At 73.5% G+C, this 15,408-nt stretch carries 13 protein-coding genes; 3 read left to right on the plus strand and 10 right to left on the minus strand.

Annotation, left to right across the window (positions count from 1 at the left end; all coding sequences use genetic code 11):
• Window positions 1-30: 30 nt before the first annotated feature.
• The 6 genes from AC5R91_RS01640 to AC5R91_RS01665 form a co-directional block, all read right to left on the minus strand.
• Complete coding sequence (locus AC5R91_RS01640) at window positions 31-2,679, minus strand: CaiB/BaiF CoA transferase family protein (protein ID WP_495395296.1); 2,649 nt, start codon at window positions 2,677-2,679, stop codon at window positions 31-33.
• Complete coding sequence (locus tag AC5R91_RS01645; RefSeq protein ID WP_495395297.1) at window positions 2,676-4,034, minus strand: acyl-CoA dehydrogenase family protein; 1,359 nt, start codon at window positions 4,032-4,034, stop codon at window positions 2,676-2,678. Before AC5R91_RS01645 ends, AC5R91_RS01640 begins: the two co-directional genes overlap by 4 nt.
• Before the next feature lie 39 nt (window positions 4,035-4,073).
• Window positions 4,074-5,243, minus strand: coding sequence for an acyl-CoA dehydrogenase family protein (locus tag AC5R91_RS01650; protein WP_495395298.1), 1,170 nt, complete (start codon window positions 5,241-5,243; stop codon window positions 4,074-4,076).
• Between the two features lie 141 nt (window positions 5,244-5,384).
• On the minus strand, window positions 5,385-6,068 hold the full coding sequence (locus tag AC5R91_RS01655; RefSeq protein WP_495395300.1) for a TetR/AcrR family transcriptional regulator: 684 nt from the start codon (window positions 6,066-6,068) through the stop codon (window positions 5,385-5,387).
• A gap of 432 nt (window positions 6,069-6,500) precedes the next feature.
• Entirely contained in the window at window positions 6,501-6,974 is a 474-nt protein-coding gene (locus tag AC5R91_RS01660; RefSeq protein WP_495395301.1) for a hypothetical protein, read from the minus strand.
• A gap of 168 nt (window positions 6,975-7,142) precedes the next feature.
• Window positions 7,143-7,649: a MarR family winged helix-turn-helix transcriptional regulator gene (locus AC5R91_RS01665; protein WP_495395302.1), complete on the minus strand. Its 507-nt coding sequence runs from the start codon at window positions 7,647-7,649 to the stop codon at window positions 7,143-7,145.
• Window positions 7,650-7,684: 35 nt separating this feature from the next.
• Here AC5R91_RS01665 and AC5R91_RS01670 point away from each other — a divergent pair, with 35 nt between their 5' ends.
• Together AC5R91_RS01670 and AC5R91_RS01675 are read left to right on the plus strand one after the other, a co-directional pair.
• Window positions 7,685-8,509 (plus strand): SDR family NAD(P)-dependent oxidoreductase, encoded by an 825-nt coding sequence (locus AC5R91_RS01670; protein WP_495395303.1) that lies wholly within the window; start codon window positions 7,685-7,687, stop codon window positions 8,507-8,509.
• Window positions 8,506-9,207 carry a DUF4386 domain-containing protein gene (locus AC5R91_RS01675; protein ID WP_495395304.1) on the plus strand — a complete coding sequence of 234 codons (702 nt, stop codon included), beginning with the start codon at window positions 8,506-8,508 and terminating at the stop codon, window positions 9,205-9,207. Before AC5R91_RS01670 ends, AC5R91_RS01675 begins: the two co-directional genes overlap by 4 nt.
• Window positions 9,208-9,273: 66 nt before the next feature.
• On the opposite strand, the gene AC5R91_RS01680 is transcribed toward AC5R91_RS01675, so the two are convergent.
• The 4 genes from AC5R91_RS01680 to AC5R91_RS01695 form a co-directional block, all read right to left on the minus strand.
• On the minus strand, window positions 9,274-10,539 hold the full coding sequence (locus tag AC5R91_RS01680; protein WP_495395305.1) for an acyl-CoA dehydrogenase family protein: 1,266 nt from the start codon (window positions 10,537-10,539) through the stop codon (window positions 9,274-9,276).
• 111 nt (window positions 10,540-10,650) lie between these two features.
• Window positions 10,651-11,304 carry a TetR/AcrR family transcriptional regulator gene (locus AC5R91_RS01685; RefSeq protein WP_495395306.1) on the minus strand — a complete coding sequence of 218 codons (654 nt, stop codon included), beginning with the start codon at window positions 11,302-11,304 and terminating at the stop codon, window positions 10,651-10,653.
• Window positions 11,291-12,703 (minus strand): sensor domain-containing phosphodiesterase, encoded by a 1,413-nt coding sequence (locus AC5R91_RS01690; RefSeq protein ID WP_495395307.1) that lies wholly within the window; start codon window positions 12,701-12,703, stop codon window positions 11,291-11,293. Before AC5R91_RS01690 ends, AC5R91_RS01685 begins: the two co-directional genes overlap by 14 nt.
• A gap of 166 nt (window positions 12,704-12,869) precedes the next feature.
• The gene (locus AC5R91_RS01695) at window positions 12,870-13,724 is read right to left on the minus strand and encodes a LysR family transcriptional regulator (protein ID WP_495395308.1); all 855 of its coding nucleotides are present in this window, start codon (window positions 13,722-13,724) and stop codon (window positions 12,870-12,872) included.
• 799 nt (window positions 13,725-14,523) lie between these two features.
• On the opposite strand from AC5R91_RS01695, the gene AC5R91_RS01700 reads away from it, so the two are divergent.
• Window positions 14,524-15,408, plus strand: a complete 885-nt coding sequence (locus tag AC5R91_RS01700; RefSeq protein WP_495397874.1) for a lysophospholipase — start codon at window positions 14,524-14,526, stop codon at window positions 15,406-15,408.

Genomic DNA, 15,408 nt, shown 5'->3' on the forward strand with positions numbered 1-15,408 from the left:
CGCCCCGGAAAAGACTGTGCGTCGCCGGGATCAGCGGGAAGCGCCGGCGATCCGGCCGTTGGCGGACAGCAGCGCGGCTGTCTCGGTGTCGGTGAGGCCGAGTGCTTCCCGGAGGATCCGTTCGGTGTGTTCGCCGAGCAGGGGGGCGGGGTTGTCGGGTGGGTCGGGCAGTCGTTCGGAACGGACGGGTGCGTTTTCCAGGTAGAAGCTCTGCCTGATGTGTGGGTGTCCGGACAGCCGGAACAGGCGGCGCTCGGTGTAGTAGGGGAACGAGGGCAGCTCGGAGACGCGCAGCATCGCCGCGGCGGGTATTCCGGCCGCCTGCAGCAGAGTCATGGCTTCGACGGCGCCGTGCTGGGCGAGCCAGCCGGTGAGGGCGGCGTCGATCCGGCCGCGGGCCGCGGCGCGTCCGTTCGCGCTGGTGAGGGCGGGTTCGGCGGCGAGGTCGGGGCGGTCGAGGACGCGGCACAGCGCCTGCCAGTCGTCGTCGTCGCGGACGGTGACGACGCACCAGTCGTCGTCACCGGCGGTGGGGAACGCACCCCAGGGCGCGTCGGGTTCGGCGGGTCCGTCGACCTCGGTGCCGGCGCGGACGAGGGCCTTGTCGGCGGCGGCCACGGCCGCGTGGCCGAGCATGACCTCGGTCTGGCTGACGCTGACGGTGCCGCCGGTGCCGGTGCGGCGGCGGCGGATCAGCAGCGCGAGGACGCCGGCGATGCCGATGCGGGCGGCCACGTGGTCCGGGTAGACGGTCAGGGCGTCGGAGAATCCGTCCGGTTCGCCGGGGTAACGCCACTGCGCGGTCATGCCGGCGCAGGCGCGGACCAGCGGCCCGTAGCCGAGCCGGCGGCTCCACGGTCCGGTGGCACCGAACGCCGAGCTGTCCACGATGATGACGGCCGGGTTGATGCTCCGCAGAACGTCGTAGCCGAGTCCGAGGGATTCCAGGGTGCCGGGACGGTAGTTGGTGAGCACGACGTCGGTGTCGGCGACCAGCCGTAGGAACAGGTCCTTGCCTCGTGGTGAACGCAGGTCGAGGCCGAGGCTGCGCTTGTTGCGGTGGCCGGCGGCGAAGGTCACGGTGATGACGCTGCCGTCGCGGGCCTGGCGGCTGCCGTCGGGGAAGGCGTCGTTCTCGACCTTGATGACGTCGGCGCCCTGGTCGGCGAGCAGGCGTCCCTGCTCGGCGCCGACGACGATGACCCCGAGGTCGAGGACACGCAGTCCGGCGAGCGGCCGGCTGTCCCGGTCGGCGGTGCTGTCCTGGTCTGCGGAGCTGTCCAGATCGGCGGAGCTGTCCAGATCGGCGGAGCTGTCCAGATCGGCGGAGCTGTCCGGATCGGCGGTGCTGTCCGGATCGGCGCAACCATCTGGATCGGCGGAGCTGTTGCGCCGGCCAGGGGCCGGTCGGGCGGCCCAGCTCGGCGGTGCCGCGGAGTCCGGGGGGAGCGTCGGGGCCGGGCCTCGGATTCCGGCGCGGTGTCCGTCCAGTTCGAGCACGCCGTTCGGGAACGGGGCCGCCATCCCCGGGGCGAGTTCGACGGGGGTGAAGGCGCCTCGGGCGCGGACCTGCTCGGATTCCAGTGCCTCGTCGAGGTCGAGCACGGCGGCGGTGGGGACGCCGTGGCGTTGCCCGGCCTGTTCGAGTTCCGCTCGCGTCTTGTCGGCGAAGAACTGTGCTATCGCGGGCAGGAGGGTGGTGGAGGCGAAGCGGGTGGACAGCTTGTCGTAGGAGGGGTCGGCGAACTGTGCCGGGCGTCCCATCCACGCGAACATGGCGCGCCACTGCCGCGGGGCGAGGATGCACAGGCGGACGAAGCCGTCGGCGCAGGGGATGATCGGGTACTGGTGGCGGGCCTCGGGGCGTCCCCGGGGGAGTTTGCTGGCGGGTACTCCCGCGGTGGCGCTGCCGGCGATGCCATAGCCGGGGTCGAGCGCGGCGACCGCGCCGTCGAGGACGGCGAAGTCGAGGTGGTCGCCCAGACCGGTGCGCAGGCGTTCGAGGTAGGCGAGGAGTACCACGAACACGGCCTGCGCCGCGGCGCAGTCGTAGGGCAGGTCGCCGGGCGGCAGCAGCGGCTCGCGGCCGGGGATGCCCGAGCGGGACAGTTCGCCGGATAAGGCGTGCAGCACCGGACTGGTGGCCTGCCAGCCGGCGTGAGGACCGGTCCGGCCGAACGGCGTGGCGGACAGGACGACGAGGGACGGGTGCTCCCGTCGGATGCCCTCGACGTCGAGCGTCGTCACCTCCGGACCGGTCGGCGGGGTGCTCTCCAGCAGGATGTCGGCGTCGGCCAGCAGGGCGGTGAACCTGGTGCGGTCGGCGGGCCGGGCGAGGTCGAGTGACACGGCGCGTTTGCCGAGGTTCGCGGCGGCGAAGGCCAGCGAGACCCCGCCGACCCGGCGACCGGCGCGGCGGTCGGCGGCGCCGCCGGGCGGCTCGACGCGCAGGACGTCGGCGCCCCATTCGGCGAGGTGACGGCCGATCGCCGCCAGCGGCCCCGTGGTCAGGTCGACGACCCGCACGCCGGACAGGGGCAGGTCGAGCGGGAACGGCTCGCCCGCCGCGGCGGGCTCCGCGGTCGTCGACGTAACTGGGGTGGTCGACGTAACTGGGGTGGTCGACGCAATGGGGGTGGTCGACGCAGTGGGGGTGGTCGGGGCGTCGGCGGTGGTCAACTGAACCGCCTGGTGGCCTGGGCCTTGCGGACCTCGCGGAACGGAACGTTCTTGTCGACCTCGGGCTCCCTGGGCAGGCCCAGGACCCGTTCGCCGATGATGTTCCGCTGGATCTGGTCCGTGCCGCCGCCGATGGACGTGACGAACGCGGCGAACGACGAGCGGTTGACCTCCGCGGCGACCGGGTCGGTGTCGCCGTCGAGCACGGACGAGGCGCCGAGCAGGTTCGTGGTCACCTCCACGCCGGTGTGCACGATGCGGGACATGGCGAGTTTGCCGATGGACGCCAGTGGCGACGCCGCGCCGCGCCCGGCGTCCGCCCGCGCCCGCAGGCCGTTCCAGGCGTTGACCTTCTCCAGCGTGTACAGCCGGGCGATCTCCTGCCGGGTGACCGGGTCGTCCGCCTTGCCGACCTTCTTCGCCAGCTCGACGTAGTCGGCGCCGCCGATCTGCCGGGTCCACGGCGACTGCCGGTCCGCCAGGGTCGTCTCGCCCCCGCCGGCCCGCCGGCGCTGACGGGAGCTGCCGCCGGCGGCGGCCCCCATGATCAGCCGCTCGAAGCCGAGCGCGGTCTGCAGCACCCGCCATCCGTCGTCGACCGCGCCGAGGCGGTGGGAGTCGGCCACGACGGCGTCGGTGAGGAACACCTCGTTGAACTCCGAGCCGCCCGTGACCTGGTGGATCGGCCGGATGTCCACCCCCGGCTGATCCAGCGGCAGCCAGAAGAACGTCAGTCCGCGGTGCTTGGGCACGTCCCAGTCGGTGCGCGCGACGAGGAAGCCGTGGGTCGCCTCACGCGCCCCCGACGTCCACACCTTCTGACCGTTGACCACCCAGGTGTCGCCGTCGCGGTCGGCCCGGGTCTGCAACGCCGCGAGGTCGGAGCCGGCGCCGGGCTCGCTGTAGAGCAGGCAGCCCTGCTGCTCACCGAGGGCCAGTGGGCGCACGAACGATCTCTTCTGCTCGTCCGTGCCGTGCGCCAGGATCGTGTTCGCGAAAAGCTGCGTCACATCCAACGCGGCCGGTTTCGCGCCCACCCGGGTGAACTCCTCGGCGACGACCCGGCGCAGGTCACGGTGCAGGCCGCGCCCGAACCACTCGACCGGCCAGGTCGGGGCCGCCCACCCTGAGTCGACGAGCCGCTCCCGCCCCCGCGGGCCCCCACCGCCGGGCTGCCAGTTCTCGGCCAGCCACGCCCTCACCTGCGCGCGCACCCGCTCCGCCGCCTCCGCAGGCTCCGCCTCCACCGACGCCCCCCTCGGCGCCTCCGCCGGCTCCGCGGCCGCCGCCGACGCTCCCCTCGACGTCTTCTTCGACGCCTCCGGCGGCGTGTCCGGGCCTGTCGTCGCGGTCATCGGTCCTCCTCGTCGTTCGCGTGCACCCGGAGTGTGCGATCACAGCCCGATCCGGGTGGCCAGCAGGTCACGGTGCGCGCGGGGACTGCCCCAGAGCTGCGCGCCGGACTTGGCACGCCGGTAGTACAGGTGCGCCGGATGCTCGTAGGTGAACGAGATGCCCCCGTGCACCTGCATGTTCGTCCGGGCCGTCGCGAAGAACGCCTCGGAGCAGAACGCCTTGGCCAGCGGCGCGACCGTGGCGACCTCCGGGCTGTCCTGCGCGACGGCCCACGCGCCGTAGTAGGCGGCCGAGCGGGCGGACTCGACGTCGACGAAGGCGTCGGCGCACAGGTGCTTGACCGCCTGGAAACTCCCGATCGCCCGGCCGAACTGCACCCGCTCCTTGGCGTACCCGACGGCCATCGCCAGCGCGAAATCGGCGCCCCCGGCCTGCTCCGCGGCCACCGCGATCCGGACGGTGTCGAGGAAGCGGTCGAACGCGGCCTCGTCCGCCGGGGCCGACAGCGGCGTCGCGGCCACGCCGTCCAGTCGCACCCGGGCCAGCCGCCGGGTGAGGTCGAAGACCTCCAGCTCGCTGCGCGACACCCCGGCCGCGGCGCCGTCGACGGCGAACAGCCCGACCCCCGCCTCGGTGCGCGCCGCGACCACCAGAAGATCGGCCTCCAGGCCGTCGGGCACGAAGGACTTCGTCCCGGTCAGCCGCCACCCGCCCCCGTCGCCGTCGCCGCTGACCGCGGCGCAGCGCACCCCGGCAGCGTCCCAGCCGCCACCATCCTCGGCGAGGGCGACCGTGGCCACCACCCGTCCTTCGGCGACAGCCTCGAGGTAGCCCGCGCTCACCGCCCGGTCCGCACCGGCCAGCGCGATCGTGGCCAGCGCCGTCGACAGGAACGGCACCGGCACCAGCCTGCGTCCGAACTCCTCCAGCACGATCGCCAACTCCACCGGCCCGGCCCCCGCACCGCCGCACTCCTCGGGCACCACCAGCCCCTGAAGCCCCAGCTCGCGGGCCATCCGCTCCCAGACGGGACGCTCCAACGCCGAGGGCGCCACCATCAGCCGGCGCACCTGGGCCTCGGAGAAGGTCTCCTCGACGAACGCCCGCACCGTCGCCCGCAGCGCCTCGTGATCGTCGGTGAACTCGAACACGCCCACGGCGGCCTCCAGACGACCGGTCGAACCCCAGTACTGACCACTGGTCAGCATCTTCGGGACGGACGTTACTGACCAATGGTCAGGATGTCCAGGGAACGGCCGGCCCGGCCCGGCACGGTTCGGCTCAGGTCGGGCGGGGCGGGGTCGGATGGGATGGGGCCGGCCGTGCCTCGGCCCGCCTCGGCTCGCTCGTCAGTCCGACAGCGGCAACCAGGCGCGCAGCCCGGCGATGATCACGGCGAGGCCGTTGTCGAAGTCGGTGTCGGTCGCGAAGGTGTAGGACCAGCCACGTGCCGTGACCGTGCGCAGGTTCGGGAACCGGTCGAGGTCGCCGGGCAGGTCCACGTTCGACAGGTCCAGCGCGTCGTCGCGGGCCGAGCCCAGGAACCGCGCGAACTGGTGCTCGCTCACCAGGCAGCCACGCGTGTAGGTCGAGAGCAGGTGGTAGGCGTAGCCCGCCTGCTCGGGGGTGAAGCCCGCCCGCAACAGCACCCCGAGCTGCGCGTCGATCCGCCCGTAACTGGAGTCGAGCGCCTGCTGGGACCGGCCCATGGTCGCCCACTGACCCACCACCAGCTCGAACAGTGCCGGATCGGACCGCAGCACCGCACGGTAGCCCTCCCAGTAGCCGCGCAGGTGCGTCTCCCAGTCGTCGGAGTCGATCACCGGCAGGGCGTCGTTGAAGCGCCGCACCGCCCGCCCCAGCAGCGCGTCAACAAGATCGTGCCGCCGGGGAAAGTGGTAGTGCACCGCGGGATGCTGCACCCCGAGGAGCGCGGCGACCTTGCGGATGGTGACCTCGGCCAGGCCCGCCTCGGCGGCCAGCCGCTCCGCGGCCACCAGGATCATCTCCGGGTCGAGCGACCCTCGCGGCAACCGACCGTTCACCTGCGCCGGCACGACACCGCCCCAGCGCCGCCGCGACCAGTACCGCCGCGACCAGTACCACCGCGACCGGTACCACCGCGACCGGTACCACCGCGACCGGTACCACCGCGACCATCGCCACCGCGACCAGCGTCGATCGGCCTCCCGAAGGCCGCTCCCACGAGCGGGGCCGCCCGCATCCGATCAGCCGAGCCGGCACGCACCTCCCGCATCCCCCAAGGCTATGGCGTCCGGCTGCTGGCGTCGGAGCGGCCTGGAACACACCGGCCCGGAAACCGATCCCGATCACGCCGCCCGCGCGGAGCGACTGCGGGGCAGCGCCGAGGAGGTCCGCACCCCTCCCGTGCACTCCAGCGTGCCGCGCCGCAGAAGTGCACGGACTGAGCGGGACAGGTGGACCTCCGTGCCGTCCCGGCGGGGTCAGGCGCGGGCGAGGTACTGGGTGGGGAACGTGTAGGAGGTGCCGTCGGCGTAGCGTTCGGTCTCGGCGATCGGCAGCCCGGTGTATCTGGTGGGCGGCTTGATGTACAGGGTCTCGGTCAGTCCCTGGAAGGTGTACGTGGCGGTCAGCGACGTCCCGTAGATGCCCCATGTCACGCTGCTGGCGTAGCCCCAGTACGACGGCTTCGTGGAAAGCCCGAGGAATGCGTGGGAGACGGCGCTGACCTTTACGGAGTTCCAGTTCGAACAGTTCGGGAAGTCGAGCACGACCACGATGAGATGACCGTCGGGATCGGTGGCCTTCCAGGTCCCCTGGTAGGGGTTGTCGGTGCAGGTGGAGGCCTGCGCGGCCGGCGCGGCCAGTCCCAGCGCCGCGGTCAGGCCGACCGCCAGGGCGGCCGCGGTGAACAGTGTTCCGAGCCGGCGGACGGGCAGGGTGAAACGGCGTTTCATGGTACCCCCGTAATCGGTGCCTGGTGTTGCTGCGAAGGCAACGATGCCAGCCTCCCGATCGCGGCGAGGTCATTGTCGGCTGCTGTACAGAAGCTCCCCCGCAGGCAGGTCGGCCGGCGCGGTCCGCGGCCGCCCACAGCGGGCGAAAACGATTTCGGTTCGTCGTGGTCACCGTGGCCGTTGCTGGTATCCGGGATGGACACCGGGAGCGAGACCCTGATGTGCGGCGACGGCTTCGAGCAGCCCGGCGAGCTGCGCGCGCTGGGTGTCGTCCAGCCCGGCGCAGATCTGGTCCTCGTGCGCGGAGGCGAGCCCGCGCATCCTGGTCATGACCTGCGTGCCCGCCGCGGTGAGATGCAGTGCGTAGTTGCGGCGGTCCTGTGGGTTCCGTAGCCGTTCGACGAGCCCCTTGCTCTCCAGCTTGTCGACCAGCGCGACGACCCGGCTCGGCACGACCCCCAGCTCCTCGGCCAGGGACTGCTGGCTGCGCCCCGGCCGGGTGGCGATCATGCGCAGAACCCCGGCATCGGCGGGGATCAGCCCGAGCTCGCTGATCCGCTCGGCGAACCGTGCGGCCGCGTACGCACCCACCTGGGCCAGCAGGAACGCCGCGCCCGCCGGCCGGACCCGCTGCGCCCATCCGTCGTCCTGGCCGGCCTGCCGTTGTGCGGTCATGCAGCGATGGTAGCGGTAGAGAACGATGCTGTGCTATGAATGATTCACCCGAGAGAACTGAGGCGGTTGTGGACATGTTCAGCGAGGCCGGCGACGGGCTGTCGCATCATCCGGACCTGGCCGGCAAGGTCGCGCTGGTGACCGGCGGCTCACGAGGAATCGGAGTGGCGACCTGCCGGGCCCTGGCGGCGAACGGAGCCAGGGTCGCGGTGAACGGCCGTGACCGGGCGGCGGTCGACACGGTCGTCGCGAAGATCGTCGCGGACGGCGGTACGGCGGTGCCGGCGCCCGGTGATGTCACCGATGAGGCCGCGGTGCACAGCGTGCGGGAGTCCGTCGAGCGCGCGCTGGGGCCGGTGGAGATCCTCGCGGCGTTCGCCGGTGGTCAGGGCGCCCCGGCGCCTACCACCGAGCTCGGCCCTGATCGCTGGCGCGCGGTCCTCGAGTCGGACCTGACGTCGGTGTATCTGACCGTGACCGCGTTCCTGCCCGCCATGTTCGAACTGGGTGGCGGGTCGATCATCACCATGTCCTCCACGGCGGGCCGCCATCCGGGCGGCGCGAACGCCGCGTACGCGGTGGCCAAGGCAGGCGTGGTGATGCTGACCAAGCACCTGGCGAACGAGGTCGGCAGGCACGGCGTCCGCGTCAACTGCGTGGCCCCCTCGGCGGTGCTCAACGAGCGCATGGCGCGGTTCATGTCCCGCCCGCAGCTCGACGGGCTGGCGGCGACGTTCCCGCTCGGCCGCCTCGGGCAGCCCGATGACATCGCGCAGGCCGTGCTGTATCTCGCCTCGAGCGCATCGTCCTGGGTCACCGGGGTCACCCTCGACCTGACCGGCGGACGGGTGATCGTGTGACAACCGCTACGCGCATCCCACGACAGTCCGACGGGGGACCACCCCTGGGAATTCTCGCCGTGGTGTTCACGGCGCTGTTCGTCGCCAGTCTCGCCGTCAGCACGGCCATGGCGGGCGGCGACACCTTTCCGTCACCGTTCGGCTCCTCGGCCGACATCCTGGCGTATTTCCACGACCATCAGGACCCCGTACGCGTAGGCGCGTTCCTGCAGTTCGCCGCCTCGGTCCCGTTGGCGGTCTATGCCGCCACCGTCTCGGCCCGCCTGCGCAATCTCGGTATCCGGGTACCCGGTGCCACCATCGCCCTGACCGGTGGCGTGGTGGCCGCCGCCATGCTGAGCCTGTCCGGCCTGGTGAGCTGGGTGCTGTCACGGTCGGAGGTGGGTAGCGAGCCGGCCGTGGTCCGGGCACTGCACGACCTCGCCTTCGCCACCGGCGGCGTCGGGAACGTCGTCTTCCTGGGCCTGCTGGTCGCGGGCATCGCCGTGCCGGGGCTCCTGGCCGGCCTGTTGCCGCGTGGGCTGGCGCTGGCCGGCCTGGTCATCGCCGCCGTCGCCGAGCTGTCGACGTTCACCCTGCTCGTCTCGGACTCGGCCTTCCTGCTGCCCATAGCCCGGTTCACCGGGCTGGCCTGGCTCATCGCCACCGGCTTCCTCCTGCCGCGCACCCGGACCAACAAGGCCGGTACCAACGCCTGACCCGGCGGCACACGCAGCCGGTGCACGCCGGCACCGGAAGGGACCTATCATCGACGCCGGCCAGTTTCAGCCGGTGACGTCGCGGCCGATGAGCTGGCGGGCGACGATCCACTGCTGGAGCTCGTTGGCGCCCTCGAAGATTTCCAGGATCTTGGCGTCGCGGTACATCTCCTCCAGACGGACCGACTCGCCGCTCTCGGCCACCCGGCGGGCGAAGCCGACCGCGCCGTGGATCTGGATGGCCTCGCGGACGAGGTCGTTGGCCAGGCGCGTGCCGTACGCCTTGGCCATGGCGGCCTCCGGTTCGGCGCTGCGATCGCCGCGGTCGAGCAGGAGCGCTGCCTTCTGGTACAGCGAGCGGGCACATTCGATCTCGGTGGCCCGCTGGGCCATCTGGAACTGCCAGTGCTGCATGCCGCCGAGCGGGGCGCCGAACACGTGCCGGGTGCGCAACCGGTGCACGGCGAGGTCGAGGGCGGCCTGGGCGACCCCGACGCCGGCGGCGCCGATGCCGATCCGTCCGCGCACCAGCGCGGACAGCGCCACGCCGAGGCCGCCATCGGTCGGACCGAGGACGTTGTCCGCCGGCACGTGCACGTCGGTGAACACGATGTCGGCGGTGAGCTGGCCGCGGTGACCCATCTTCAGGTCGGGCGCGCCGATGCGGACGCCGGGCGAGGACAGGTCGACCAGCAGCATCGTCGCCCGGTCCGACCGCCCAGCGCGGACGAGCACCGACACCCAGCCCGCGACGACGCTGTTGGTGATCCAGCGTTTGCGGCCGTTGACGACGAAGCCGTCGGCGGTGCGCTCCGCGACGGTCTGCATCCGGGTGGCGGTGAGGTCCGAGCTGGTCTCCGGTTCGGTGGTGGCGAACGAGAAGGCGGTGCGGCCGCTGACCAACTCGGGGATGAGCCGGGCACGCAGCGCCGGCGAGGCGAAGGTCAGGGTCTGCGGCACCAGGATGCACTGCCCGTCGTAGACCCCGGCCATCGACGACGAATGGTAGGCGATCTCCTCGGTGACCGTGCAGGTCCCCAGCATCGGATGGGTCAGGCCGCGGCCGAAGTCCGCGCCGAACGGCACCGCGAACAGGCCCTCCTCCGCCAGCCCCCGAAAGACCGCCCAGGGGAAGCTGTCCGCGGACTCCTCGCGCTGGCCGATCTCGCGGGCGTGCGGCGCCAGCCGCTTCTCCACCGCGGCCCGGGCCTGCGCCCGCAGCGCGACGGTCTCGTCGGGCAGCCACACGTCATGGGTCATCCGGTCCTGCGTGCGCGGCACCTGGCCGGTCGCGTCGGGCGCCGGGGAGGTCAGCGGTCGGTCGTTCGCCATCGAGGTGCTCCTCGCGTCGGAAACCTCGCCACACTAACAGTCAGACGTGACTGTTAGTGTGGCGCAGGCGCCGCGTGGGGCCTCGATCGGGGTCTCGAAACGCCGCTGCGGTCAGCTCTCCGAGGCCGCCAGCATCTCGCGCAGCACCCGTTTCCACAGGGCCAGATGGGGCTCGGTCCGCGGATCACGCCCGGTGACCGCGTAGGTCAGGGCGACCCCGCGCATGCTGGAGAAGATCAGATCCCGGGCGGCGGGAAAGTTCGGGTGGGCGCTGAGCACCGGCCCGTACATCGTGGCGACGACGCTGTCGATCGCGCCGCCGAGCTGCCGTTCGGCGGTCGCGAGGGTGGCGGCGAGATCGGCGTCGGTGCGGGCGGCGGTCCACAGCTCCATCGCCGCCCAGAAGTACGGCGCCCGGAAGGTCTCCCACAGCAGCTCGGTGGCGAGGTCGATCCGCTCGCCGCCGCCGGCGGGGGGGCCGTCGGCGATGGGCCCTTCGGCGGCGGACAGGACGAAACGCCGCATCTCCTCGATGCGCTCGCCGGCCAGGTGCTGGGCCGCCGCCACCAGTAGGTCCTCCCGGGACGGGAAGTGGTGCAGCAACCGGCCGCGGGACACCCCGGCTCTGGTCTGGATCGCCACGGTGGTCGTCCGGGCGTAACCGTCCTCGAACAGACCCCGGACCGCCGCAGCGAGGATGAGCTCGCGGCTGCTGGCGCGGCGCTCCCGCTGGGTGCGCCGGGGGTCGGGATCATCGACGGGCATCGGCCGACGATAGCGGGCCGCGGTGGTCCGGCCGGTTTGGTCTCGGGTCGCGGTGGGCCGCGGGCTTGCCGGCCGGTGGCTGCGGGCCACCGGGGCCACCGGGGCCACCGGGGCCGCCGGGGCCGCTGGGGCCGCCGGGGCCGCCGGCGACGACGGGGCGTCGTGCGTCGGGCCGCAGCCAGGCGGCTCCGGCGGGCGGGCCGGGATGGCCCAGCAGGTAGCCCTGGCCGTAGTGGATGCCCGCGGCCATCGCGGTGGCCAGCTCCGCCGGGGTCTCGATGCCCTCCGCGACGACGCTGCCCCCGATCTCGCCGGCGACCTCGACCAGGCCGGTCGCGATGGCGCGGCGGGCGGCGTCGGTGTCGATGTCCCGGGTGATGACGCCGTCCAGCTTGATGATGTCCGGGCGCAGGTGCAGGAGCTGCTCCAGGCCCGCGTAGCCGGTGCCGATGTCGTCGATGGCGATCCGCACCCCCCGGGTGCGCAGTTGCTCGACGGCCCTCAGCAGGTGCTTGTCGGTCCCGATGTGCTCGTGTTCGGTGATCTCGACGACGATCCGGCCGGCCGCGGTGTCGGGAAGCAGGTCCAGCAGGCCGGCGGAGATGGTGGTGGGGGAGGCGTTGACGGCCAGGGTGAGATCGCCGGGTAGGACGGGCAGGACGGCGAGCGCCCGGCCGATCGCGAGTCGTTCCAGCTCGGTGCTCAGCCCGACGGTGGCCGCGTCGGCATACCAGCGTTGCGCCCCACGGCGTCCGCCCGGGAACCGTGACAGCGCCTCCACGCCGATGATGCTCTGGTCGGCGAGCCGGAAGATCGGCTGGTAGATGATCTGTGGGCCGCCGCTGTCGATCAGGTCGCTGACCTCCTGCCAGACCCGGCGCCGGCGCGCCCACATCTCGTGCAGGTCGAGGACGGTGTCGCTGAGGAACGCCGCCAGCAGCCGCAGGAAGCGCCCGTCGCGTTCGGGGCTCGCCGGCCGGGCCCGGTGTCCGGCGCAGCACAGGACGCCGTACACCCTGCCCTCGCCGTCGACGATCGGCGCCGAGGCGTAGGAGCCGATGCCCCTGTCCAGGATGTCGCGGTTGCCGGCGAGGCGCGGATCGGCCAGGGTGTCCGCGACGATCGCGGGCAGCTCGCTGGCCAGCACCTGCCCGAGCAGGGAGTCTCGGCGGCTGATCGTCGCGCCCGCGCGCAGCCCGAACCCGGCGACGTCCCCGCGCAGCACCTGCAGGACCAGGTGCCCGTCCTCTACCCTGGCCAGCGCGGCGAGGTCCATCCGTAGCTGGCGGCGCAGGATCTCGAGCAGATCCGCCACCACCGTGTCCGGTTGGGACAGTTCCGTCCCAGCGGCGGCCATCGCCAACGCGGGCACCATCCCGACCACCTCCACGGGGAGCATGCCCGCCGTGACCTGCGGTCATGCAGGACGGCCCGAACGGACGGCCCCGACGCACGGCCCCAACGGACGGCCTGACGGACGGCCCCGACGGGCGGCCCCGACGGGCGGTTCAGACGGGTGGGCCGGCGACCGGGCCGGCGACCGGGGCGGGACCCGGGGCCTGGTCTCAGGCCAGCGCGGCGATGACGGTGTCGCCGATGAGCTCGGCGAGCCGGGGCGGCGCCCCCCGCCGGGCGCGGATGTGCAGCGGCTCGGGGGCGACCGGGGGCAGATCGTCGCGCCGGACCAGGCCGGGTGGGACCGGGCCGACATCCGCGAGCAGCGCCACCCCGACGCCCGCCCGGGCGGCCTGCAGCACCCCGGCGAGGTGACCGGCCTCGCCGACCACCCAGGCGGTGCGGCCGACCCGCGCCAGGGTGCTCAACGCCTGGCTGCGGATCGTGCACGGATCGTTGATGGCGACCAGGGGCAGCGGACGGTCCGGTGGCGGCGGCGTCCAGCCGGCGGCCGCGTACCAGGCCAGTGGCAGGGTGCCGGCGGGCCGGGACACGGCGGCGCGGGCCGAGCCGATGAGCACGGCGACGTCAACCGCGCCCTGGTCGAGTGCCTCGTTGAGGCGGGCCCCCCGGTCGAGGCGGAACTGCACACGCGCCTCCGGGAACCCGGCGGTGAGCGCCTCCATCCACAGTGGCAGCAGGTGATCCGCGGCGTGCTCGGTGGCGCCGACGGTGATCGTGGACGGCCGGGCCGGGGCGCCGACACCGAGCTGTTCGAGGGTGCCGTCGTGCAGGGCGAGGATCCGTCGCGCCGCGGCGAGCAGGAGCTCGCCGTCGGGGGTGAAGCGGGTGGCCCGACCGTCCGGCTCGACCAGCGGGCGCCCGACCGTCTTCTCCAGCCGCCGGACGTGCTGGCTCACGGCGGACTGCGAGACGCACAGGGCCTCCGCGGCCCGCCGGAAGCCACCGCTGTCGGCGATCGAGACGAGGCTGCGCAAAGCGTTTATGTCGAGCACGGAGGACACATGGCGCACCATAACACGAACGATCGCGAATCCTGATCGGTGCGATCGCGGATCGGCGTTGGACAACCGGAGGAAAACCCACCATCCTCATGGACATGGTCGGCAGGTCACGCGCATCCCGGTTCGGGCAGGTCAACGCCCCTCGTGCCGGCTGCATCGTTGCCGTCCCGCTACCCCGGCGGGTGTTGACTCGTCGGCGGGTCGTCGACTTCGGCATCCTCGCGTCGTCCTGTTGTCGCTGCCGCTGACGCGACCCGCGCCGCCAGCCGGTTTCGGCCGCCGTCCCGGCCCCGCCTGACGGCGTCGGCGCGGTGACGCCCCGGCCGGCCGGGTAGTCCACCGCTGCCGCGACCGCCGCATGCCGGCCCGCCGCGACGGGCGGCGCTGCCCGGGGACGCAGGTCAAGCCCCGATCCTCGCACGGCGTGACGGAGTCGGCGGGCGCATGCGCTCGTCAGCCCTCCCGGTGCACGCGGTGCCCGTCCGCCCGCGTTTCCGTGCCGCTCCAGGCCAGGCGCCTCCCGCCCGGCCGCCGCCTCCGCCCAGCCGCCTTCCATCCACGTCTCCGCCGCCGTCGTGCCCTCGTGCTCGGACGGCCGGCCGTGCGCGCCTGCCCCGTGCGCCGACGGCCCGCCGGCCCCGGTCTGCCCGCACCCGCCGTGCCCGGCGCCACCGGCCACCGCGCCCGGCGCGCATCCGCCGTCACCACCCGCCCCGACCGCCTGTATCCGACCGCCCGCACCCCGGCCCGGGCCCCCATGACCGGGCCGAGTCCCCACTCCCGGACGAAGGACGCCTCGATGACCTCCGCCCAGCTCTCCACCGCCCCCGCGCCGGCCCCGACCATCGCCGCGTGGGACAACCCGCCTGCCGTCGCCCCGCGTGGAACGATCATCCTGGTCGTCGGACGCGGCGAGTACCCCGGCATCTACGAGCGGTTCGGCGCCCGGATCGCGTTCGACGGCTACCGCGTGCGCGTCGTCGGCGACCCGACCCTCGACGCGGACGCGGTGACGGCGGACATCCGCACCCTGCTGAGCGCCCCAGACCTGCCCGCGCCCCGCGTCCTGGCGGGCTCCGACGCCGGCGCCGCGTTCGTCGCCGCCCTCGCCGCGACGGGGACCGTGCAGGCCGACGCGCTGCTGCTCGTCGGCCTGCCGCCGGCCGCCGCCGGCGCCCCGGCTCCGGCGGGCACCGCCTCCGCGGCGGCCGCCACCTCGGTCGCGGCGGGGGCACCCGGGGCGGGGGCACCCGGGGCGGGGGGAGCCGTGGCGGGAGCGACCGGGGCGGGGGCCGACGACGCCGGCGGCGAAGGCCGCTGGGCGGCAGAGCTCGCGGCGCGTACGGCCTGCCCGACCCATCAGGCCCGGCTGAGCGCCGACCCGCACCTGCGTCGTGGGGGCCTGGACACGCCCGTGCCGCCGGCCTGGCTGGCCGACGGCGACCTGGGCCGGGTGGACCTGCCTGTGCTGGGCCTGCACGGCACGGCGGACCTCGTCAGCCCGCTCGGCCAGGTGCGCGCCCGTTACGCGGCGGCGCCCCGGGCCGAGCTGGTCACCATCGACGGGGGCAGGCACGACGCCCTCAACGACGCCACCCACCGCACCGCCGCCGCGGCGGTCGTGCTGTTCCTCGAACGCCTGCGGCTCGGTAGCGAACTGCCCGCCATCGCGCGCTGGTCGTGA

It is taken from the genome of Frankia sp. BMG5.60, assembly GCF_059428125.1.